The 20,951-nt window shown below is 68.3% G+C and carries 16 protein-coding genes, 1 tRNA gene and 2 pseudogenes; all 19 read left to right on the top strand.

Translation table 11 applies throughout. From position 1 onward, the window contains the following. Window positions 1-21 precede the first annotated feature (21 nt). The 19 genes and pseudogenes from C5B97_RS11125 (at window position 22) to hutI (ending at window position 20,946) form a co-directional block, all read left to right on the top strand. Window positions 22-1,401, top strand: coding sequence for a glycine--tRNA ligase (locus C5B97_RS11125; protein ID WP_104312097.1), 1,380 nt, complete (start codon window positions 22-24; stop codon window positions 1,399-1,401). Window positions 1,402-1,411: 10 nt separating this feature from the next. Beyond that, entirely contained in the window at window positions 1,412-2,017 is a 606-nt protein-coding gene (locus C5B97_RS11120; RefSeq protein WP_104312096.1) for a DUF4352 domain-containing protein, read from the top strand. A gap of 79 nt (window positions 2,018-2,096) precedes the next feature. Further along, entirely contained in the window at window positions 2,097-3,251 is a 1,155-nt protein-coding gene (gene dusB / locus C5B97_RS11115) for a tRNA dihydrouridine synthase DusB (protein WP_104312095.1), read from the top strand. A gap of 2 nt (window positions 3,252-3,253) precedes the next feature. Continuing rightward, window positions 3,254-4,552: a deoxyguanosinetriphosphate triphosphohydrolase gene (locus C5B97_RS11110; protein ID WP_258068163.1), complete on the top strand. Its 1,299-nt coding sequence runs from the start codon at window positions 3,254-3,256 to the stop codon at window positions 4,550-4,552. Beyond that, window positions 4,543-6,525, top strand: coding sequence for a DNA primase (dnaG, locus tag C5B97_RS11105; RefSeq protein ID WP_104312094.1), 1,983 nt, complete (start codon window positions 4,543-4,545; stop codon window positions 6,523-6,525). The genes C5B97_RS11110 and dnaG overlap by 10 nt, the downstream gene beginning before the upstream one ends. An 84-nt stretch (window positions 6,526-6,609) precedes the next feature. Next, window positions 6,610-7,614 (top strand): ATP-binding cassette domain-containing protein, encoded by a 1,005-nt coding sequence (locus tag C5B97_RS11100; RefSeq protein ID WP_104253421.1) that lies wholly within the window; start codon window positions 6,610-6,612, stop codon window positions 7,612-7,614. A gap of 6 nt (window positions 7,615-7,620) precedes the next feature. Then, window positions 7,621-8,628 (top strand): NAD(P)-dependent oxidoreductase, encoded by a 1,008-nt coding sequence (locus C5B97_RS11095; protein WP_104312093.1) that lies wholly within the window; start codon window positions 7,621-7,623, stop codon window positions 8,626-8,628. 98 nt (window positions 8,629-8,726) lie between these two features. After that, a tRNA-Asn gene (locus C5B97_RS11090) sits at window positions 8,727-8,799 on the top strand. A gap of 454 nt (window positions 8,800-9,253) precedes the next feature. Further along, window positions 9,254-10,869, top strand: a pseudogene (locus tag C5B97_RS11085) (MFS transporter). A 37-nt stretch (window positions 10,870-10,906) separates the two neighbouring features. Next, on the top strand, window positions 10,907-12,163 hold the full coding sequence (locus tag C5B97_RS11080; RefSeq protein ID WP_181026981.1) for an FAD-binding protein: 1,257 nt from the start codon (window positions 10,907-10,909) through the stop codon (window positions 12,161-12,163). A gap of 149 nt (window positions 12,164-12,312) precedes the next feature. Further along, window positions 12,313-13,431, top strand: coding sequence for a M23 family metallopeptidase (locus tag C5B97_RS11075; RefSeq protein ID WP_104312091.1), 1,119 nt, complete (start codon window positions 12,313-12,315; stop codon window positions 13,429-13,431). A gap of 142 nt (window positions 13,432-13,573) precedes the next feature. Beyond that, entirely contained in the window at window positions 13,574-14,779 is a 1,206-nt protein-coding gene (locus C5B97_RS11070; protein ID WP_218854932.1) for a glutathionylspermidine synthase family protein, read from the top strand. Beyond that, window positions 14,776-15,378 carry a hypothetical protein gene (locus C5B97_RS11065; RefSeq protein WP_104312090.1) on the top strand — a complete coding sequence of 201 codons (603 nt, stop codon included), beginning with the start codon at window positions 14,776-14,778 and terminating at the stop codon, window positions 15,376-15,378. The genes C5B97_RS11070 and C5B97_RS11065 overlap by 4 nt, the downstream gene beginning before the upstream one ends. Before the next feature lie 39 nt (window positions 15,379-15,417). Then, complete coding sequence (locus C5B97_RS11060) at window positions 15,418-15,948, top strand: HutD family protein (RefSeq protein ID WP_104312089.1); 531 nt, start codon at window positions 15,418-15,420, stop codon at window positions 15,946-15,948. Between the two features lie 120 nt (window positions 15,949-16,068). Beyond that, window positions 16,069-16,257: pseudogene (locus C5B97_RS18225) on the top strand (helix-turn-helix domain-containing protein); the annotation flags it as partial. A 39-nt stretch (window positions 16,258-16,296) separates the two neighbouring features. Further along, on the top strand, window positions 16,297-16,761 hold the full coding sequence (locus tag C5B97_RS11055) for an IclR family transcriptional regulator (RefSeq protein WP_258068272.1): 465 nt from the start codon (window positions 16,297-16,299) through the stop codon (window positions 16,759-16,761). Window positions 16,762-16,763: 2 nt separating this feature from the next. Continuing rightward, window positions 16,764-18,422, top strand: a complete 1,659-nt coding sequence (gene hutU / locus C5B97_RS11050; protein ID WP_104312087.1) for a urocanate hydratase — start codon at window positions 16,764-16,766, stop codon at window positions 18,420-18,422. Further along, entirely contained in the window at window positions 18,419-19,792 is a 1,374-nt protein-coding gene (locus C5B97_RS11045; RefSeq protein WP_258068157.1) for a formimidoylglutamate deiminase, read from the top strand. The genes hutU and C5B97_RS11045 overlap by 4 nt, the downstream gene beginning before the upstream one ends. Continuing rightward, window positions 19,789-20,946: an imidazolonepropionase gene (hutI, locus tag C5B97_RS11040; protein WP_104312086.1), complete on the top strand. Its 1,158-nt coding sequence runs from the start codon at window positions 19,789-19,791 to the stop codon at window positions 20,944-20,946. Before C5B97_RS11045 ends, hutI begins: the two co-directional genes overlap by 4 nt. Window positions 20,947-20,951 lie beyond the last annotated feature (5 nt).

Genomic DNA, 20,951 nt, shown 5'->3' with positions numbered 1-20,951 from the left:
CCTCAGCAGGAGTTTTTCTCAATGGCGCAATCCACGCTCGATAAGGTCATCGCCCTCGCGAAGCGACGCGGCTTCGTCTTCCAGGCCGGCGAGATCTACGGAGGCACGCGCGCCTCGTGGGACTACGGCCCCCTCGGCGTCGAGCTCAAGGAGAACATCAAGAAGCAGTGGTGGCAGACGTTCGTCCGCGGGCGCGCCGACATGGTGGGTCTCGACTCCTCGATCATCCTCCCCAAGGCCGTCTGGGAGGCCTCCGGCCACGTCGCCACGTTCACGGACCCGCTGGTCGAGTGCCTCAGCTGCCACAAGCGCCACCGCCAGGACCACCTCGTCGAGGCGTTCGAGGCGAAGAAGAAGCGCGCGCCAGAAGGCATGTCGGAGATCGTCTGCCCTGACTGCGGCACCAAGGGCCAGTGGACGGAGCCGCAGCTGTTCTCCGGACTCGTCAAGACCTACCTCGGTCCGGTCGACAACGAGGCTGGCCTCCACTACATGCGCCCTGAGACCGCGCAGGGCATCTTCGTGAACTTCAACAACGTGCTCACGACGTCGCGCAAGAAGCCGCCGTTCGGCATCGGCCAGGTCGGCAAGGCGTTCCGCAACGAGATCACGCCAGGCAACTTCATCTTCCGCACGCGTGAGTTCGAGCAGATGGAGATCGAGTTCTTCGTGCACCCCGACGAGGCGCAGAAGTGGTTCGAGGACTGGGTGGAGGCCTGCTGGAACTGGTTCACGGACCTCGGTCTGAACCCGGACAACATGCGCCGTTTCGACGTTCCCAAGGAGGAGCGCGCGCACTACTCCGCCGGCACGATCGACTTCGAGTACCAGTTCGGGTTCAAGGGCTCCGGATGGGGCGAGCTGATGGGTGTCGCGAACCGCACCGACTACGACCTCACGTCGCATTCGACGGCGTCCGGCACGGGCCTCAACTACTTCGACCAGGCAACCGGCGAGCGCTACACGCCGTTCGTGATCGAGCCGAGCTTCGGCCTGACGCGGTCGATGATGGCGTTCCTCGTCGACTCCTATGTCGAGGAGGAGGCTCCGAACGCCAAGGGCGGCGTCGACATCCGTACCGTGCTGCGCCTTGACCCGCGCCTCGCGCCCATCAAGGTGGCTGTGCTGCCGCTGAGCCGCGACGAGCGCCTCAGTCCGGTGGCTCGTGAGCTCGGCGACAAGCTCCGCAAGCACTGGAGCATCGATGTGGATGACGCGGGCCAGATCGGTCGCCGCTACCGCCGCCAGGACGAGATCGGCACGCCGTTCTGCGTCACGGTCGACTTCGACACCCTCGAGGACAACGCCGTGACGGTTCGCGAGCGCGACTCGATGGCGCAGGAGCGCGTCGCCCTCGACCAGCTCGAGGCCTATCTCGCGGCTCGTCTCCTCGGGGCCTGACCCAGTCGGCGTGAGCCCGAGCAAGACCGACGGTGCCGAGCGCCCGCCTGCGACTTCGCGGGCGGGCCGCTCGTGGCGCGTCACCCTGCTGGCGCTCGCCTCGCTGCTCGTCGTCCTCGCTGTGGTCGGCTACGTCCACGTGTCGAGCCGAGCGACCGACCGTGGCGAGGCAGCGCTGACGGCGGGCGAGGCGACGCCTGCCTGGCGCGGCGAGGGGTCCGAGCTCACGAGCCGCGGTTCGGTCGAGGTCGATGGCGTGCGGTTGACGGCCAGTGAGATGCAGTGCGGTCTGCCGAGGCATGACTGGCAGGGCGGCAGCGCGCGGGCGTCCGGTCAGTTCTGCGTCGTCGACATCGAGCTCCGCAACGACGGTGACGCGGCGCTGGTGATCGCCCCCGGTGTCTTCGAGATCATCGACGGGGAGGGATCGCGGGCTGTCGCCGACGAGCGCGTCACCGCATACGGCACCGACCTCCCGCCGGGTCCGCCAAGTGCTCGTGAGCTCCCGCTCGGGGCAGGTACGCGCATCCATCTGGTGTTCGACGTTCCCGCCGATGCCTCCGGACCGATGGGGCTGCGCTTCACGCCCTCCGAGCAGCTGTCGATCGCCGTCTGACCTGGCCTGGGGTCGCACGTCGTCGCGTTGAGGCAGCGCGCGTGCGAAAGTCGACGCGACCTGCGAGAATTGATCGGTTATGACCTTGACTGCACTCGACTCGAAGCCGCTGCGCATCGGACCCCTGGTTCTCGACGTTCCGGTGGTACTGGCGCCTATGGCTGGCATCACGAACTCCGCCTTCCGACGCCTGTGCCGTGAGTACGGCGCCGGCCTCTACGTCTCCGAGATGATCACGTCCCGTGCGCTCGTCGAGCGCACGCCCGTGACCATGCGGCTCATCGAGCATCACGAGTCGGAAGACACCAGGAGCATCCAGCTCTACGGTGTCGACCCCAAGACGGTGCGCGAGGCCGTCACGATGCTCGTCGCGGAGGACCGCGCGGACCACATCGACCTCAACTTCGGGTGCCCGGTGCCGAAGGTCACCAAGCGTGGCGGCGGGGCTGCGCTTCCCTGGAAGACGTCCCTGTTCCGCTCCATCGTGGAGGGCGCCGCCGAGGCGGCGGGCGACATCCCCCTGACCATCAAGATGCGCAAGGGCATCGATGATGAGCACCTCACGTACCTCGAGGCCGGTCGCATCGCCGAGGGCGCCGGCGTCGCCGCCGTCGCACTCCACGGGCGCACCGCCTCGCAGTTCTACTCCGGTCAGGCCGACTGGGACGCCATCGGGAAGCTCAAGGAGACCGTCACGAGCGTCCCAGTCCTCGGCAACGGCGACATCTGGGCGGGCGAGGATGCGCTGCGCATGATGGAGCAGACCGGATGCGACGGGGTCGTGGTCGGCCGCGGCTGCCTCGGCAGGCCGTGGCTGTTCGGCGACCTCGCGGCTGCCTTCCGAGGCGAGACGACCCGCATCCAGCCGACCCTCGGGGGCGTCGGGGACGCCATCCGTCGGCACACCGAGCTGCTCGCGGAGTTCCATCAGGAGGAAGCAAGGGCGTGCCGGGAGATGCGCAAGCACATGGCGTGGTACCTGAAGGGCTACCCGGTGGGTTCCGACATCCGCTCCGGGTTGGCTCTCATGTCGACGCTCGAGGAGCTCGACGGGCTTCTCGCCCAGCTGGACCGCGATCAGCCGTACCCGGGCCGGGACGCGGAAGGACCGCGGGGGCGAGCGGGAACGCCGAAGCGCCCGTCGCTGCCCGACCGCTGGCTCGAGTCGCGAGAGCTGAACGACGACCAGAAGGCGAACATCTCCGCGGCCGAGCTCTCGCACTCGGGAGGCTGAGGGTGTCGCTTCCTCCAGAGCCGATCGACCGCAGCCCGTACGGCGACCACGACCGGGAGCGGTTCCTGCCCGAGCATCACGAGAACCGTCGGCGGTCGACGTTCGCCCGCGACCGGGCGCGCCTCGTCCACTCGAGCGCGCTGCGCCGGCTGGCCGCGAAGACCCAGGTGCTGTCGCCGACCGCTGGCATCGATGCCGCCCGGAACCGACTGACCCACTCGCTCGAGGTCGCGCAGGTAGGGCGGGAGATCGCCGGCACGCTCGAGCTCGACCCGGACATCGTCGACACCGCCTGTCTCGCCCACGACTTGGGGCATCCGCCGTTCGGTCACAACGGGGAGAAGGCGCTCAACGAGTGGGCGCGGGACATCGGCGGCTTCGAGGGCAATGCGCAGACGCTGCGCATCGTCGCGCGGCTCGAGCCCAAGGTGTTCGGCCCAGACGGGCAGCACTACGGGTTGAACCTGACGCGCGCGAGCCTCGACGCCAGCTGCAAGTACCCGTGGACGCGCGAGGTCGGCGCGGCACGCGGCACCGGCAAGTTCGGCGTGTACGCGGATGACCGTGCGGTCTTCGACTGGGTGCGGCAAGGCGCTCCGGAGTCGCAGACGAGCATCGAGGCGCAGGTCATGGACCTGAGCGACGACATCGCGTACTCGGTCCACGACCTCGAGGATGCGATCGTCGAGTCGTTCGTGTCGCTCCCGGAGCTCGATGACCCCGCGAACAGGCCGGCGATCCTCTTCGCCGCCTCCGACTGGTCCGGATCGAAGTTCACGGAAGAGGAGCTCGACGAGGCGTTCGTGCGACTGCAGCTGCAGCCGTACTGGATGCGCGAGTACGACGCCTCGAGGCAGGCCCAGGCGGGTCTCAAGAACCTGACATCGCAGCTCATCGGACGGTTCGCGAAGGCTGCGACGGCGGCGACGTGGGCGGCGCAACCGGGGGAGTCGCTCATCCGGTATCGCGCCTCGCTGGTCGTGCCGCGCGAGATCCGCGCTGAGATCGCGCTGCTGAAGGGCATCGTCGCGGGCTTCGTCATGTCGCTGGATGCGCGTCGCCCCATCTACGAGCATCAGCGGAAGATCCTGGTGGAGCTCGCAGAGATGTTCTGGCAGACCGGGGACCAGCATCTCGATGCGGCCTTCGCGGCCGATTTTCGGGCCGCGGACGACGACACGGCGCGCAAGCGGGTCGTCGTCGACCAGGTCGCCAACCTGACCGACAAGGGCGCTCTCGTCTGGCACGACCGGCTCGCTGCGGCGTCGGAGGTGCCGTCTAGGGTGGCTTCATGGCACTGATCCGCAAGAGCGATATCGAGGAGGTTCGCTCTCGCACGGACATCTCCGAGATCGTGGGTGACCACGTCACGCTCAAGAACGCGGGTATCGGTTCCAAGAAGGGGCTCTGCCCGTTCCACGACGAGCGCACGCCGAGCTTCCACGTCCGCCCGCAGCTGGGCTACTACCACTGCTTCGGCTGCGGCGAATCGGGCGACGTCTTCACGTTCCTGCAGAAGATCGACCACGTCACGTTCTCGGAGGCCGTGGAACGCCTGGCCGGCCGGCTCGGCTACGCGCTGACCTACGAGGACGGCGGGCACGCCCCGGACCATTCGAAGCGGCTCCGTCTCCTCCAGGCGCACACTGCCGCCGAGACCTACTACCGCGAGCAGCTGCAGGCCCCGGGTGCCGAGGCGGCCCGGGAGTTCCTCGGGGGTCGCGGGTTCGACCCGAACGCGGCGGCGATGTTCGGTGTCGGGTACGCCCCGCAAGCCTGGGACTCGCTGTCGAAGCACCTGACGGGGCTCGGTTTCACGCTGCCGGAGCTCAAGGAGTCGGGCCTGCTCTCGACCAACGAGCGCGGGTCCAGCTACGACCGCTTCCGCGGGCGCGTTATGTGGCCCATCCGGGACACTTCGGGACAGACCGTCGGGTTCGGCGCGCGCAAGCTCTACGACGACGACAAGGGGCCGAAGTACCTCAATACGCCTGAGTCGCCGATCTACCACAAGGCCCAGGTGCTGTACGGGCTCGACGTCGCGAAGCGCGAGATCGCGAAGCAGCACAAGGTCGTCGTCGTCGAGGGATACACGGACGTCATGGCCGCGCACCTCGCGGGGGTGCCGACTGCGGTCGCGACCTGCGGGACGTCCTTCGGTGTCGATCACATCAAGGTGCTGCGCCGGATCATGGATGATGAGTCGGCCGGTGGACAGGTGATCTTCACGTTCGACCCGGATGAGGCGGGCAAGAAGGCTGCGATGCGTGCGTTCGCTGAGGAGCAGCGCTTCGTGGCTCAGACGTTCGTCGCGGTGGCGCGCGACGGTCTCGACCCCTGCGACCTGCGTCTCGCGCGTGGTGACGCCGCTGTGCGGGATCTCGTCGACCATCCGACGCCGATGTACGAGTTCGTCATCGCCCAGCAGCTGCTCGGCCACGACCTCGACACGGTTGAGGGGCGAGTCGCGGCGTTGCGTCAGGCCGCGCCGGTTGTGGCGGGAATCCGCGACCCAGCGATGCGCCCTGGGTACTCACGACGACTTGCGAAGATGCTCGGCATCGATCTGGTGCAGGTCGAACAGGCCGTGCGGGCGGCGCGGGGGGCGAGCAAGAACACGCCCAGGCGACAGGCGGAGACCCGTGCGCCGGTTCGAGCGGCCGACCAGCGGTCCCGGGTGCCGGCGCAGCGTGGGCCAGCCCCCGGCCAGTTCGAGGAGGAGCCGCCATTCCCGGATGGGGAGGGCTATGACTTTCCGCCGGACGCCAGCGACTTCGGCGGCGGTGCGGTGCGCGCGGTTCGGATGAGCGATCTGCCGAATGACCCGGTGACGCGTCTGGAGCGGGACACGCTCATGGCGGTGCTGCAGCACCCCAGGCGTCTGTCGGATGAGCGGTTCCAGCAGGTCATGGCGGCTGGTTTCACCAACGCGTCGCTCTCGACGGTGCGCGACGGGATCGTCGCGACGCGCGACTCTCTGGGGTCGATGGAGTGGATCACCCGCATCGCCGAGGAGGTGCCGCAGGCCTTCACGACCCTCGTCACCGAGTTGGCGATGGCCTCGATCCCGGCGGGCAACAAGGACGAGCAGATCGACCTCTACGTTCGCTCACTGAGCGCGTCCCTGGTCGAGCGCGACCTGCTGCGCAGGAAGGCTGAGCTGCTCGGAGCGCTGCAGCGGACAGATGGCAGGACGGAGCCGGACCGGTTCCGGGCCCTGAACGAGCAGCTCGTGTCCATCGAGAATCAGAAGCGCGAGCTGCGCGAGGGCTAGGCTCGCACGGTGAGCCCGGAGCGGCGGAGGACGCGCTTCGCCAGCGTTCCGGTGGGCTCGGAGAAAAAAAAGGGGAGACCAGGCATGGCAACCAGTGCAGATCATCAGCGGGCCGTCGTCGCCGACGACCTGTCGATCTCCTACATCGAGCACGGGTCGAATCGGAAGCACGAGGCGGTCAGCGGCATCTCGTTCGAGCTCGAGCCTGGCGAGATCCTCGGCGTCGTCGGCACGGCGGGGTCAGGCAAGTCGGCGTTGGGTCGCATCCTCTCCGGCCGCCGCAGGCCGGGCAAGGGGGAGTGGCCGTTCATCACGGGCGGCACGCTCGAGGTGGTCGGCATGGATCTGCGCCACCCGTCGCGGCTCGATCGTCGCCGCATCGACCTCGACATCGGCTACCTGGCGCAGGACTCCGGCGACCAGCTCCGGAACGACCTGACGGTCGCCGAGAACATCGCCGAGCCGATCCTGTCCCGCGACAGGACGTTCGATCGGAAGCGTCTCGGGCGCGCGGCGGCGATGCTGATCGACGCCGTCGATCTCGAGCTGGGCATGCTGGGCAAGTTCCCCTTCGAGCTGTCGCGTGGTCAGCGGCAGCGTGTGGCGTTCGCGCAGGCGCTCATCGTGGAGCCGAGCGTGCTGGTGGTCGACGAGCCGGCGCAGGGAGTCGACATCATCGCGAGGCCGGCGCTGTTCAGCCTGCTGGAGCGCATCAACGTCGCTCGCAACTGCACGATGATCCTCCTGAGCCATGACCTGCGCGCGATCGAGCGGCTCACGAAGAACGTGCTTGTCCTCGACCGCGGCTTCGTGCTGGCTCGCGGCACGATCGACGAGGTCCTCACTGACCCGCATCACGCGTACTTGAAGCGGATGCGCGAGGCGCGGGAGTACGCGCTCACGCCTCTGCCTGGCCTCGTGGAGCGTGAGACGCTCGCCGCCATGGACCTGGTCGCGGACGGTCTGTTCGGCGATCCAGACCCCGAGCAGCTGGGCGCGGATGCTGAGCGTTCCGCCCGCGAGCAGCTCGTCTCCCAGCGCGCTGAGTTCGCGCGCTTCCACACCGACGACGCCGACGAGAAGGAGTAGCAGCGGATGAGCGCAGGCAGCGGGCAGGTTCAGCACCAAGCGAGACTGGCGGAGGAGTCGACGCTGCTGGAAGGCGATGCGAGACCGGAGTCCGGCGCCATCACTCTGCTTCCTGTGAGCCACGCCGAGCCGTTCAGGGAGGCCGTCGTCGCCGGCGACGGGCGGCTTGTCGACCTCGGGCCCGAGACGCGGGGGATCGTCTACCTGTCGGCATCCAAGGTCCAGGGGCTCATCGACGCGCTCGAGGCCAACCCGCAGGTGACCTGGGTGCAGTTGCCCTTCGCTGGCATCGACAACTTCGCTGCCAAGCTGAAGCCGTATGCGGAGCGTGGTGTGCTCTTCACCTCCGCGAAGGGCGCGTACGCGGAGCCCGTCGCCGAGCACGCGCTGGCGCTGACGCTGGCGTTGCTGCGCGAGTTCCCGCGGCGGCTCGCTGCTCGCACGTGGGAGAAGAAGACGGGAACCTCGCTCTACGGCAAGCACGTGGTGATCGTCGGCGCGGGCGGCATCGCGCTCGAGCTCCTCGACCTGCTGAAGCCCTTCCGCGTGACGACGACGATCGTCCGAGCTCGCAACCTGCCGGTCGAGAGTGCGACGCGGACGGTCACGGCGGATCGCTTCGACGAGGTCCTGCCAGGGGCCGACGCGGTCATCCTTGCCGCGGCGGCCACAGACGGGACGCGGGGGCTCATCAACGAAGCGCGCCTCCGGGTCATGAAGGAATCGGCGGTGCTCGTCAACATCGCGCGGGGGCCGCTCGTCGACCTGGCGGCTTTGCAGGTGGCACTCGAGGAGTCGTGGATCGCGGGGGCCGGGATCGACGTGACGTCGCCGGAACCGCTGCCTGACGGCCACCCGCTGTGGACCGCGCCGCGCCTCATCATCACGCCGCACTCGGCAGACACCCCCGAGATGGTCCGGCCGCTGCTGCAGGAGCGTGTGCGTCAGAACGTCGATGCCTTCGTGTCGACGGGGCGTTTTGTGGGCGTCGCGGACCCCGTGCGAGGCTACTGAGCCCCGCCCCGACGCGGGGTCGGAGAGGCTCCCGCGACACGCCAGCCACTCGATTTCGCATTCGGTCGAAGGTGTTGCTATTCTCTTCGAGTTGCCAATCCCTGATAGCTCAATTGGCAGAGCAGCCGGCTGTTAACCGGCAGGTTGATGGTTCGAGTCCATCTCAGGGAGCAAACGGAAAAGCCGCGGGACCTTCCTTCAGAGAAGGCCTGCGGCTTTTCGCTTCGCTGGCAGGCTGCCAGGGCGCCGAGGGGAGCCGTCGCTGGCGCCCCCGGGCCCTCCGTTCATCAGGCCCGGTGCATCCGGCCCGGCGCTTCCGCATCGCTGCCAGCCGAATGGCCCTTCTAAACTCCCCAGAGGGGCCATTTGACTGGCAGTGACGACGGCTGAGCGACGCTAGAGGGCCATTTGCCTGGCGGTGATCGCCCGGCGAAAGCGAGGGCCATTTGACGGCAGTGACGACGGCTGAGCGACACTGGGTGTATCGACATGGCTGACGCCGGCGTGAGTCCGCGCTGCTCCGTGCTGCTCCTCCGCGCCTTTTCGCCGCTGTCCTTGGGGTCGCTCTGCGCCTAGTGTGAGACCTGCTCGTTTCGCTGGACTTCGCTGTCTTCTGGAGGGCTCGATGTCGGTCAGATCGGTATCCGCGTCGGCGTCGGCGTCCGCGTGGGCGCCGATGGCGATCACGGCGTTTCGCGTGCTGTGGTTCGCGCAGCTCGGCAGCAATATCGGCACCTGGATGCAGACGGTCGGGGCGCAGTGGTACCTCGTCGAGGCTGCGGCAGGTGCAACGGTCATCGCGCTCGTGCAGACCGCGAGCCTCGCCCCGGCGATGCTGTTCTCGCTCCCGGCGGGTGTGCTCGCCGATTCTCTCGACCGCCGCAAGCTGCTCATCTGGGGCTCGGCCGCCAGCGCCCTGATCGCCACGGGACTGACGGTGATCGCCCTCTTCGACGGGCTCACGCCGTGGACGATACTGGGGTTCACCTTCCTCCTCGGCATCACGTCGACCCTGACGTCGCCCGCATGGCAGGCGATTCAGCCCGAACTCGTGCCGCGGGAGCTGATCGGCGCGTCCTCAGCGCTCGGCGGTGTCACGGTCAACGGGGCCCGCGCCGTTGGGCCTGCCCTCGCGGCGTAGTGCTCTCCATCGCGGGAGCACCGGTGGTGTTCGGCATCAACGCACTGAGTTTCGTCGCCGCCATCGTCGCCCTCTGCTGGTGGAAGAGGCCGCCCCAGGAGGGGCTTGGGGACCGTGAAGCGTTCGGACCGGCCCTGCGCGCCGGCGTGCGCTACGTCGCATCCGCTGGCCTCGTGCGGCGCATCCTTCTGCGGTCAGCACTGTTCGCGCTTCCCGCCAGCGCATTGTGGGCGCTCCTGCCAGTCACCGCCACACGCCTCGGACTCGACTCCAGCGGGTACGGCTTCCTGCTCGGAGCCCTGGGCCTCGGAGCGGTCCTCGGGATCTTCGTCCTCCCGTTCGCCCGAGCGCACCTGTCGGACAATGTCGTCATCGCAGCCAGCGCCGTCCTGTTCGCGGCCGGTGCAGTCGCCGCCGCGGTGCTGCCGTTCGGCGTGATGCTGGTGCTGCTCGTCCTGGCCGGCCTTGCCTGGATCGGCACCTTGACGGTGCTGAACGCCGCCCTGCAGCTCACACTCCCGCAGTGGGTGCGCTCGCGTGGCGCGTCGGTCTACATCCTCGTCTTCATGGGAACGATGGCGATCGGGTCGTTCGTCTGGGGCATCGTGGCGCAGCTCATCGGGACGGCAGCCGCACTTGGCGCTTCGGCCGTGCTGCTGCTGCTCGTGGCGGCCAGTGTCCGACTGCTTCCGCTGCTGCCAGGTACGGGCACAGTCGACCGCACCATCTCCCTGACCTGGGCGACCCCCATGCTCGTGTTCGAGCCCGACCCTGCAGACGGGCCCGTCCTGTTGCAGATCTCCTACACGGTCCGTCCGGGGGCGCTTCGAGAGTTCCGCGCTGCCATGCGCCTCGTCGAGGGCTCGCGCCGCCGCACGGGCGGTTCTCGCTGGGGCCTGTACCGCAGCGGTGAGGACGAGGATGTGCAGCTCGAGTCGTTCGTCGTCCCGTCCTGGGGCGAGCACCGACGGCAGGAGACGCAGCGCCTCACGGGTCGCGATCGCGAGATCCGGGCTGCGGCGCTCGCCGTCTGCGACGGCGAGCCGGTCGAGCGGCATTACTTCGCGAATGGGGATCCGCAGTCGCACGGGTCCCCATGAGACTATCCACCATGGAAGCCACGAGGACGCGCAGTCGATGACGACACCCAGTGCTGGTCAGCATTGGACGAACTGGGCCGGGTCGCTGACCTACACGGCTCGCGAGATCGTGGTGCCGAGATCGATCGCAGAGGCAGCGAGCGTCGTGGCGGAAGCGGACCAGGTGCATGCGCTCGGCACACGACACTCCTTCAGCGATGTCGCTGATGCCGCGGGCGTGCTCATCGACCTCAGCCGCCTTCCACTGGACCTCGTCATCGATGAGCAGGCAGGAACCGCGTCGATGAGTGCGGCGGTGTCGTACGGTCTCGTCGCCCCGGAGATCGATCGGGCAGGCTTCGCGCTGCACAACGAGGGTTCGCTGCCGCACATCTCCGTCGGCGGGGCGACTGCGACGGGCACTCACGGTTCGGGCACGGCACTCGGTTCCCTCAGCACAGCCGTGCGGTCGTTGGAGATCCTGGGCCCTGACGGCTCGCTGCGAAGGCTGACGCGAGACTCGCCTGCCTTCGACGGCTCCGTACTGCACCTCGGCCTGCTCGGGGTCATCACCAGGGTGACGCTCGACCTCGAGCCGAGCTACCGAATGCGCCAGGACGCCTACGGGCCGATGCGCTGGGACACCTACCTCGAATGGCTCCCTCAGATTCATGACTCCGCGTACTCGGTCAGCGCGTTCACGACATTCGACGGAACCGTGAGCGAGGTGCTCGTGAAGACACGAATTCCGGATGGGGCGGAGAATACGGAGGTTGCTGGCACCCTTTATGGCGCTCAGCTGCTCGCCGCAGATCCGGGTGGGGCGTCTCACACGGCTCGCGACGGAACGGCGGGTCCATGGTGGGATCGGCTTCCGCACTTCCCGGTCCACGCCGCACCCAGCGTCGGATCCGAGCTCCAGAGCGAGCACTTCGTGCCGCTCCGACACGCGGCCTCGGCTCTCGAGGCCGTCCGGGCAGCTGCGCCGCGCCTCCAGCCGCTCCTGCACGTGTGCGAGCTGCGGACCATGGCAGGCGACAACCTCTGGCTCAGTCCGAGCCAGGGCGAGGACGTCCTCTGCATCGCCTTCACCTGGAAGAAGCTCGCTGAGCCCGTCTCGGCCCTGCTCGCCGAACTCGAGAGGAAGCTCCTGCCGTTCGATGCGCGGCCGCACTGGGGCAAGCTCAGTCTGCTCGATAGCACTGAGATCGCGGCGCTCTACCCGTTGCTCCCGGAGTTCCGCGAGCTGGCATCCGGTATCGACCCGAACCGCAAGTTCTCCTCGTCCTTCGGCACGCGAGTGCTCGATATCTGAATGGCTCGTGGAAAGGCTTTCTCGGATTCGCCGAATGCGGTCTGAATGCCCTTTCAAGCGGGAGAACCGGAAATCAGCCCTTCCCTATTCGAAGAAGGCTCCTTAGACTCGGACACGTTGCCCCGAAGCACCAATCGCAGGAGACTCCTTTGCCGAAGTCGTCCACCGCTCCGTCAGAACCTCACCTCGACGTTCCTGGCCGCCGCGCCCGTCGCGCGCGCGAGCGCCGACGTGCCAGGCTCCTCGCCGTGCCGGTTGTCGCGGCGACGCTCGGGCTGATCGCGGCCGCCTCCATCGGCGCAGCCGCCGTGACGGGTGCCGTGGACGACGGACAGTCGACCGTTCCGGTCGTGAGCTCCGAGAAGACTGACGGGGTCACGTACACGGTCTCGGGGAGCGTTCCAGGACAGCTCATCGGAACGCGCGATCTGCCCGTGGTGCAGAACGCGGCGGCCGTCGCTCCCGACGGCACGGCATCGCCCGGCGTCCAGTGGCCGGTGGACATGAGCGTCGTGAGCATCTCCGACGGGTTCGGCCCACGCAATTCCCCGTGCTCCGGATGCTCCTCGAATCACCGCGGCCTCGATCTCGCTGGGCCGCAGGGGACGCGGGTCGGCAGCATCGCGAACGGGATCGTCATCGAGTCCGTCCCGACAGACAGCGGCGGACTCGGCGCCCACGTGGTCGTCGAGCACCGGATCGACGGCTTGCAGGTGCGGTCCGTGTACGCCCACTTCGTGGCCGGGTCCCCAGCGGTGAAGGTCGGCGACCAGGTCAAGACGGGGCAGCTGGTCGGTCTCCTCGGCAACACCGGCGCATCCACCGGGCCGCACCTCCACCTGGAGACCGTCGTCGACGGGGCCCACGTCGACCCCCAGAAGTTCCTCAACAAGTACGCGGACGGTGTCGCAGTCGACATTTTCGGCGAGGTCCCGACGTGGAATCCGCCGACCGGTGACCCGGACGAGAAGGACTACTGGGAGCAGAACGAGGACACACGCGTGCCACCGGCCGATGCCGTGCCTGACACGACCCTGCCTGCGGCCACCCCTCCGGCGTCGACGCCGCCGAAGGGCACCAGCACACCGACGGCACCGCCGACGCAGAGCAGCTCTCCGACACCTCCGCCGCCTTCGACGACACCGAGCGGAGAGCCCGAGACGGCGAGCCCCGAACCCTCGCAGTCTGCGAACCCGACACCGCCGAGCTCCTCGACGGAGACGAAGACCGAGTCCACCTCCGAGACAACGAGCACACCGAAGTCCTGAGCCAGCGCTCACCCCGGGCAGCAGCCTGACCGCCCTCGCGCGGTGTTCTCCGAGGATTCTCGATGCGCAGCCCTAATGTAGCTGTGGTGGACCGCTCGAGCGGTCCCCGGCGTGAGCCGAGAGCAGCGAGGATGGGCCGACTTTGATCCGCACGTACAGTGCTCCGCGAGCCGATTGGCGAGCGCGCTTCGACTCCATCGGCTTCACGTTCTACGACATGGAGTCGGAGGGTGGTCGACCGTACTGGCAGGAGGAAGCCGCCTACGGCTTCTCCGGCGCCGAGATCGACGACTTCGAGCAGGCGACCGCCGAGCTCTTCCGCCTCTGCATGGAGGCTTGCGAGCGCATCGTCCGTGACCGTCGCTTCGAGGAGTTCGGCATCCCGGTTGAGCTGTGGGACCTGGTTGAGAAGTCCTGGGACGAGGACGACCCGACGGTCTACGGACGCTTCGATCTCGCCTACGACGGAGCCGGCACGATCAAGCTGCTCGAGTTCAACGCGGATACCCCCACGTCGCTCGTGGAATCCGCAGCTGCGCAGTGGCAGTGGCTCGTGGAGACCAGAGGTGAGCGCGCCGACCAGTTCAACCTCCTCCACGAGCTGCTCGTCGAGCAATGGGTGCACATCCGCATGCAGCGGTGGTTCCTGCCGCAGGGAGCCCGACTGCACCTGGCCTCCCTGCACGATGACGGCGACGGGCAGCTGATCGTCGAAGACGCGGATACGGTGAGCTACATGGCCGAGACGGCGCGTCTCGCCGGCTTCGACGTCAAGCAGATCTACATGGAGGACGTCCAGTTCGACGAGGCCTCGCACGGATTCGTCGACGGCGACGGGGAGCGGATCGACCGCATCTTCAAGCTCTACCCCTGGGAGTGGATGGTGCGCGAGGAGTTCGCGACGTACTTCCCGACGACACGCGCGACGACGGCCTGGGTCGAGCCGATCTGGAAGATGCTGCTCTCCAACAAGCAGCTGCTGGTCGTGCTGTGGGAGCTCTTCCCCGACCACCCGCTGCTGCTGGCCGCCTACGCGACACCCGAGCGGCTCCGCGGGCGCTCGTATGTCGAGAAGCCGAAGCTGGGGCGCGAAGGCGCCAACGTCACGATCTACGATCTCGTCGGGCGCAAGACCGCCGAGAACGGCGGCGACTACGGGGAAGAGGGCTTCGTCTACCAGGAGCGTGCTCGGCTGGCGAACATCGACGGGAAGACCGTCATCATCGGTTCGTGGGTCGTGGGCGAGACACCAGCCGGCATCGACGTGCGCGAGACGAGCGGCCCGATCACGGGCGACCTCGCCGAGTTCGTACCCCACTACATCAGCGATCGCGAGGAGCGGCCATGACCTACGAACCGAAGCTGCGGCGCAGCACCGGCGTCACCCTCTCGGGGATCACGCGTCCCTCGACCACCAAGACGGTGGGAGCTATGGGGGTCGCCACCGCGATGATGTTCCTCGCGGGTTGCAGCACGGTGCCGGACGAGGGCATCGTCGTCGAGGGTGCTGACGGGGAGAACTATGTGCTGCCCGAGGGAGCTGAGCGGCCCACGTACACGTCGAAAGAGGACTGTCTCGCCGATGTGAACGAGCAGATCCAGCTCATCGAGCAGGAAGGTGAGCAGGTGGAAGGCGACGCCGAGTCGCTCTGCGAGTCGTCGAGCAGCTACGGAACGCACTACAGCTCCGCGTTGTGGCTCGGACCGGTGCTGTTCGCCTCATCGCGCTGGAACAGCACGCGCGTGAGCTCCTGGGCGCCGGTCACCTCCGGAGGCTTCGCGGCGCCCGGCTCGGCCGCCCACTCGGATGTGGCGCAGCGTGCTCCGGCGGGGGCGACCGTCGGGTCGCGTGCCCCGTTGAAGAACGGGTTCGGCTCGACCGGGAAGTCGGGTTTCGGGTCGACGGTCAAAGGCAAGGCCGGGGGAGGCGGCTCGACCGGGGGCTGACCCAAGGCCCGTCCCGGCCGGGCGCAGCAGAATGGATGCATGACCGCTGCGCGTGTACTTCGTTACGACGAACTCGAGCCGACGCCTTGGCGCAACGGACAAGGCGTGACGCGGACGCTGCGGGCGATGTCGGATGGCGGGGGATGGGCGCTGAGCATCGCAACGATCGAGGGCCCGGCTGCGTTCTCCGTCATCCCGAGCACGCAGCGGGTGCAGCTCGCCATCGATGCGGTGCGTCTCGAGATCGATGGCGACGAGGTGCGCTTGAACAGCGGAGAGCAGGTGCGCTTCACCGGCGAGCAGCGCGTGACCGGAGCATCCGCCGCCATGTCTTCGCGGGTGCTGAACCTCATGTATGCCGATGGCGGGCCGGAACTCCGGCTCGTCGTCGCACGGACCGTGCCGCAGATTCCCCGAGCGGCCGAGGCAGTGGTCGTTCTGGCCGGGTCGCTCGAGACGGGAGACGAGACGTTGGGCCCCCTCGACTCGGTCCTCTTCTCGGGGTCGCCAGATCATTCGCGGGACTTCGCTGGTCGGGGGGTGTTCGCGGTCGTGCTCCCGCGCAGCTGAGCGCGGTTGGGGCAGAACACCAACCCGGGTCGTCCGAATCCAACACGCCTCTTGCCATGCACTGACATCTCAGTTTTACTGAGTGCAACAAGGCCGACGGACATCACGACGTCGGCAACCGTGCCCGCCTGCGACCAGGGAGTCACGTTGGCCGAACCATCGACGCGGACCGTCGAACGAGCACTGACCCTCCTCGCGTCCGTCTGTGAGCGGGACGGTCTGAGCCTGGCGGAGAGCGCACGCCTCGCCGACCTCTCGCCGAGCACCTCCCTTCGGCTCCTTCGAACGTTGGAATCGGCCGGATTCGTGAGCCGCGACGACCAAGGAGACTTCCGCGCGGGGAGTCGCATGGTCCAGCTCGGAGCGCGAGCCCTCTCGAACGACAACCTCGCGCAGCTCTCTGCGCCCGCAATGAAGCTCCTCGCGGAGACGACCGGCGAGTCGGTCTACCTGTGCGTCGAGGGCCATGCGGAGCAGGCGCTGTACATCGCCATCCACGAGGGCACGCACTCGGTGCGCCATACGAACTGGGTCGGGCGCACCATCCCCCTCGACGGGTCCGCGTCCGGCCAGGTCCTTCGCGGCGAGACCCCGCCGATCGGCTACGTGACGGTCGAGCGCGGCATCGAGCCGGACGTCACAGCGATCGCAGCTCCGGTGGAGCTCCATCATCGCGTCCTCGGTTCAGTGAGCCTGCTGGTGCCGAGCTACCGAGTCACGCCGAGCAGAGCGGCCCGCTTCGGCGAGCTGCTCACCGACGCCGCGGCGAGCATCGAGCGACGCCTCGGCACACCACCGCAGGAAGGGATCTGAACATGAACACGCACAAGAACATCAGGGCAGCACGCGGCACGAAGCTGACCGCGAAGAGCTGGCAGACCGAGGCACCGCTTCGCATGCTCATGAACAACCTCGACCCCGAAGTGGCCGAGCATCCAGAGAGCCTCGTCGTCTACGGCGGCACGGGCAGAGCCGCACGCAGCTGGGAGGCGTACGACGCCATCGTTCGCACGCTCACGACACTCGAAGACGACGAGACGCTCCTCGTCCAGTCTGGAAAACCGGTCGGCGTCTTCCGCACACACGAGTGGGCTCCTCGCGTGCTGATCGCGAACTCCAACCTCGTCGGAGACTGGGCCAACTGGCCCGAGTTCCGGCGCCTCGAGGCAGCTGGCCTCACGATGTACGGGCAGATGACGGCGGGATCCTGGATCTACATCGGCACGCAGGGGATCCTCCAGGGGACCTACGAGACGTTCGCCGCCGCCGCCGAGAAACGCTTCGGCGGGACGCTCGCGGGGACCCTCACGCTCACGGGCGGCGCTGGAGGCATGGGAGGCGCGCAACCCCTTGCCGTCACAATGAACGAGGGCGTCGTCCTCATCGTGGATGTCGACGCCAGCCGCCTCGAGCGGCGAGTCCAGCACGGCTACCTCGACGAGATGACACACGACCTCGACGACGCCATCGAGCGTGTGCTCGCCGCGAAGGAAGCCCGCCAGCCTCGCTCCGTGGGCGTCGTCGGCAACGCGGCGACGATCTTTCCGCTGCTCCTCGAGCGCGGCGTCGCGATCGACATGGTCACCGACCAGACGAGCGCGCACGACCCACTCGCCTACCTCCCCGAGGGGGTGGGCGTCGAGGAGTGGAAGGCCGAGGCCGGGCGAGACCCGGTCGGCTTCACCGAGCGAGCCCGTGCGTCCATGGCCAAGCAGGTCAAGGCGATGGTCGAGTTCCAGGATGCCGGGGCCGAGGTCTTCGACTACGGCAATTCGATTCGCGCGGAGGCGAGACTCGGCGGCTACGAGCGGGCGTTCGATTTTCCTGGATTCGTGCCAGCCCACATCCGCCCCCAGTTCGAGGAGGGGCGCGGCCCGTTCCGGTGGGCGGCGCTCTCCGGCGACCCCGCCGACATCGCCGTGACGGACCGCGCGATCCTCGAGCTGTTCCCGGATGACGAGCGCCTGCACCGCTGGGTGAAGGCCGCGGGGGAGAAGGTGCGCTTCGAGGGTCTGCCTGCGCGCATCTGCTGGCTCGGCTATAAGGAGCGTCATCTGGCCGGACTCAGGTTCAACGAGATGGTCGCGTCCGGCGAGCTCTCCGCGCCCGTCGTGATCGGCCGGGACCACCTTGACTCCGGCTCGGTCGCCTCGCCGTACCGCGAGACCGAGTCGATGAAGGACGGTTCGGATGCCATCGCCGACTGGCCCCTGCTGAACGCCCTGCTGAACACCGCCTCCGGCGCAACCTGGGTGTCGCTGCACCACGGCGGCGGCGTCGGGATCGGCAGATCGATCCACTCGGGCCAGGTCATCGTCGCCGACGGCACGGATCTCGCGGCGCAGAAGATCGAACGCGTCCTCACCAACGACCCCGGCACGGGAGTCATGCGCCACGTGGATGCCGGCTACGAGCACGCCGCCGACATCGCGAGGGAGCGCGGACTGCGCGTCCCGATGTGGGAGGGCGAGTGACCGATCGTCGCACCACGCTCCGGCTGCTCGACGAAGGCTGGATCTGGGCCGACACACTCGTGCGGGGTGCGGACACGGTGCGGTCCGTGCGACTCAAGAACGAAGCGGGCGTGCTGGTCGACGAGCAGGTGGGCGTGCGCGCGCAGGACGATGACCTCGTGCTCGGCACCGCCTTCCCCGCGTTCGGCAACGCCCACTCGCACGTCTTCCACCGCCTGCTGCGGGGGCGCACACACGCAGACGGTGGCACCTTCTGGTCGTGGCGAGACAAGATGTACGCCGTGGCGGGTGCGCTCGAGCCACACGCCTTCGAGCGCATCGCCGCCGCAGGTTTCACCGAGATGGTCGCCAACGGATGGGGGGCTGTCGGGGAATTCCAATACGTGCACCACCGCGCGGATGGCGAGTCATACCCTGACCACGACATGGAGTTGGCGCTCGCCAACGCCGCACGGACAGCGGGCATCCGCCTGACATTGCTCGACACCTGCTACCTGACGGGGTCCATCGGAGCGGACCTCTCGCCCGAGCAGCGGAGGTTCGGAGACGCGGACGCAGAGCGCTGGCTCGAGCGGTGGTTCCGTCTGCGAAGCCGCCTCGCATCCACACACCCCGAAGTCCTCCTGGGAGCGGCGATCCACTCGGTTCGGGCTGTCCCAGCCGACGCGATCGCCAGCATCGTCCGAGGGCTCCCGACCGACGTGCCACTCCACATCCACCTCTCAGAGCAGGCCGCGGAGAACGAGCAGAGCCTGACGGCCTACGGTCGGACGCCGGCGAACGTGCTCGCGGATGCCGGTGCCCTCTCCAGCCGCCTGAGCGTTGTGCACGCGACGCATCTGACCGACGACGACATCACGCATCTCGGGGAGACCGGGGTGCACGCCGTGTTCTGCCCGACCACGGAAGCAGACCTCGGCGACGGCATCGGCCCGGCCACCGAACTGGTCGCAGCCGGCGCACGTCTGGCCGTCGGGTCCGACCAGAACGCGGTGGTCGACCCGCTGCTCGAGCTGCGCGGCCTCGAAGCGGGGGAGCGACTCCGCTCCCAGACCCGAGGCAGGTTCTCACCGCAGGAGCTGCTGACGATCGGCACGCAAGGCGGGTACTCCGCGCTCGGCGTCCCAGCGCCCGGCGCGGTCGGCGGTCCATTCGACTTCGTCGAGGTGGACTCGTCCTCGGTCCGCACGGCAGGCTCGATGCCGCCTCAGCTGCTGCTCGCCGGGACAGGGAGCGACGTGGTCCGAACGATCGTGGGCGGGCGCGTCGTCTACGACCGCGGCAGGGACGGGCCGCGGCTTGCACACGCAGCCGCCGAGCTCGCGCGCTTCGCCGCCGATCCGGCGTCACGATCCGAAGGAGCCTCATGACCTCGACCGTGTTCACGAGCATCGGCGAACTCACGACCAACGGCGACGATGGCGTGCTGAGCGATGCCGCCCTCGTCATCGACGGTGACCGGGTTGCGTGGATCGGTCCGACCATGCGGGCGCCCGCGGCAGACCGCGGTGTCGACGTCGGCGGCCGTGCCGTGCTTCCGGGCTGGGTCGACTCGCACACGCACCTCGCGTTCGCCGGAGACCGTTCGACCGAGTTCGCGGCACGCATGGCGGGGGAGGCGTACGCGGCTGGCGGCATCAGGGTGTCGGTCGAGCGAACTCGTGCCGCCAGCAGTGAGGAGCTGCGGGCGCTCATGGCCGAGCGCGTCCGCGCAGCCAATGTCGGAGGCACGACCTGGCTTGAGACGAAGACCGGGTATGGGCTCGACGTCGAGACCGAGGAGCGCTCCGCCCGCCTTGCGGCCGAGATCTCCGACGACGTCACCTACCTCGGCGCCCACGTCGTCCCGGCGGGGTGGCATGCCGACGACTACGTGGGGCTCGTCACGGGCCCGATGCTCGACGCCGTCCGCCCGTACGTGAAATGGATGGACGTGTTCTGCGAGCGCGGCGCGTTCGATGAGGAGCAATCGCGTGCTGTGCTGCAGGCGGGCCGTGATGCAGGGCTGGGTCTGCGTGTCCACGGCAACCAGCTCGGTCCGGGCCCCGGGGTGAAGCTCGCCGTTGAGCTGGGGGCCGCGAGCGTCGACCACTGCAACTTCCTCGACGACGAAGACATCGACCTGCTCGGGGCATCGGCCACCGTCGCCACGCTGCTGCCGGCGTGCGACCTGTCGACACGGCAGCCGTTCCCACCGGCAAGAGCCCTGCTCGACGCGGGCTCGACGGTAGCCCTGGCGAGCAACTGCAACCCGGGCACCTCGTACACGACCTCGATGGCGTTCTGTGTCACCACCGCCGTGCTGCAGATGCGGATGACCGTGGAGGAGGCGGTGTGGTCCGCCACGATGGGCGGGGCGATCGCGCTCCGGAGACACGAGGGTGAACTGCCCGTCGGCGCGCTGGTGCCAGGCTCTCGTGCGGATCTCCAGGTGCTGGACGCGCCCTCGGTCACGCACCTCGCCTACCGCCCGGGCATGCAGCTCACCCACTCTGTCTGGCAGGCCGGGCAGCGCATCGTGTGAGATCG

The organism is Pseudoclavibacter sp. RFBB5 (assembly GCF_002931555.1).
Taxonomy (GTDB): Bacteria; Actinomycetota; Actinomycetes; order Actinomycetales; family Microbacteriaceae; genus Pseudoclavibacter.
The sequence above is the reverse complement of the archived record's forward strand: the minus strand, read 5'-3'. Positions and strand labels throughout refer to the sequence as shown.

What these genes read in the sequence shown, in the direction of transcription:
- C5B97_RS11125 (WP_104312097.1), top strand. Translation starts at nt 22, where the DNA reads ATGGCGCAATCCACGCTCGATAAGGTCATCGCCCTCGCGAAGCGACGC.
- dusB (WP_104312095.1), top strand. Translation starts at nt 2,097, where the DNA reads ATGACCTTGACTGCACTCGACTCGAAGCCGCTGCGCATCGGACCCCTG.
- dnaG (WP_104312094.1), top strand. Translation starts at nt 4,543, where the DNA reads ATGGCACTGATCCGCAAGAGCGATATCGAGGAGGTTCGCTCTCGCACG.
- C5B97_RS11100 (WP_104253421.1), top strand. Translation starts at nt 6,610, where the DNA reads ATGGCAACCAGTGCAGATCATCAGCGGGCCGTCGTCGCCGACGACCTG.
- C5B97_RS11095 (WP_104312093.1), top strand. Translation starts at nt 7,621, where the DNA reads ATGAGCGCAGGCAGCGGGCAGGTTCAGCACCAAGCGAGACTGGCGGAG.
- C5B97_RS11080 (WP_181026981.1), top strand. Translation starts at nt 10,907, where the DNA reads ATGACGACACCCAGTGCTGGTCAGCATTGGACGAACTGGGCCGGGTCG.
- C5B97_RS11065 (WP_104312090.1), top strand. Translation starts at nt 14,776, where the DNA reads ATGACCTACGAACCGAAGCTGCGGCGCAGCACCGGCGTCACCCTCTCG.
- C5B97_RS11060 (WP_104312089.1), top strand. Translation starts at nt 15,418, where the DNA reads ATGACCGCTGCGCGTGTACTTCGTTACGACGAACTCGAGCCGACGCCT.
- C5B97_RS11055 (WP_258068272.1), top strand. Translation starts at nt 16,297, where the DNA reads ATGGTCCAGCTCGGAGCGCGAGCCCTCTCGAACGACAACCTCGCGCAG.
- hutU (WP_104312087.1), top strand. Translation starts at nt 16,764, where the DNA reads ATGAACACGCACAAGAACATCAGGGCAGCACGCGGCACGAAGCTGACC.
- hutI (WP_104312086.1), top strand. Translation starts at nt 19,789, where the DNA reads ATGACCTCGACCGTGTTCACGAGCATCGGCGAACTCACGACCAACGGC.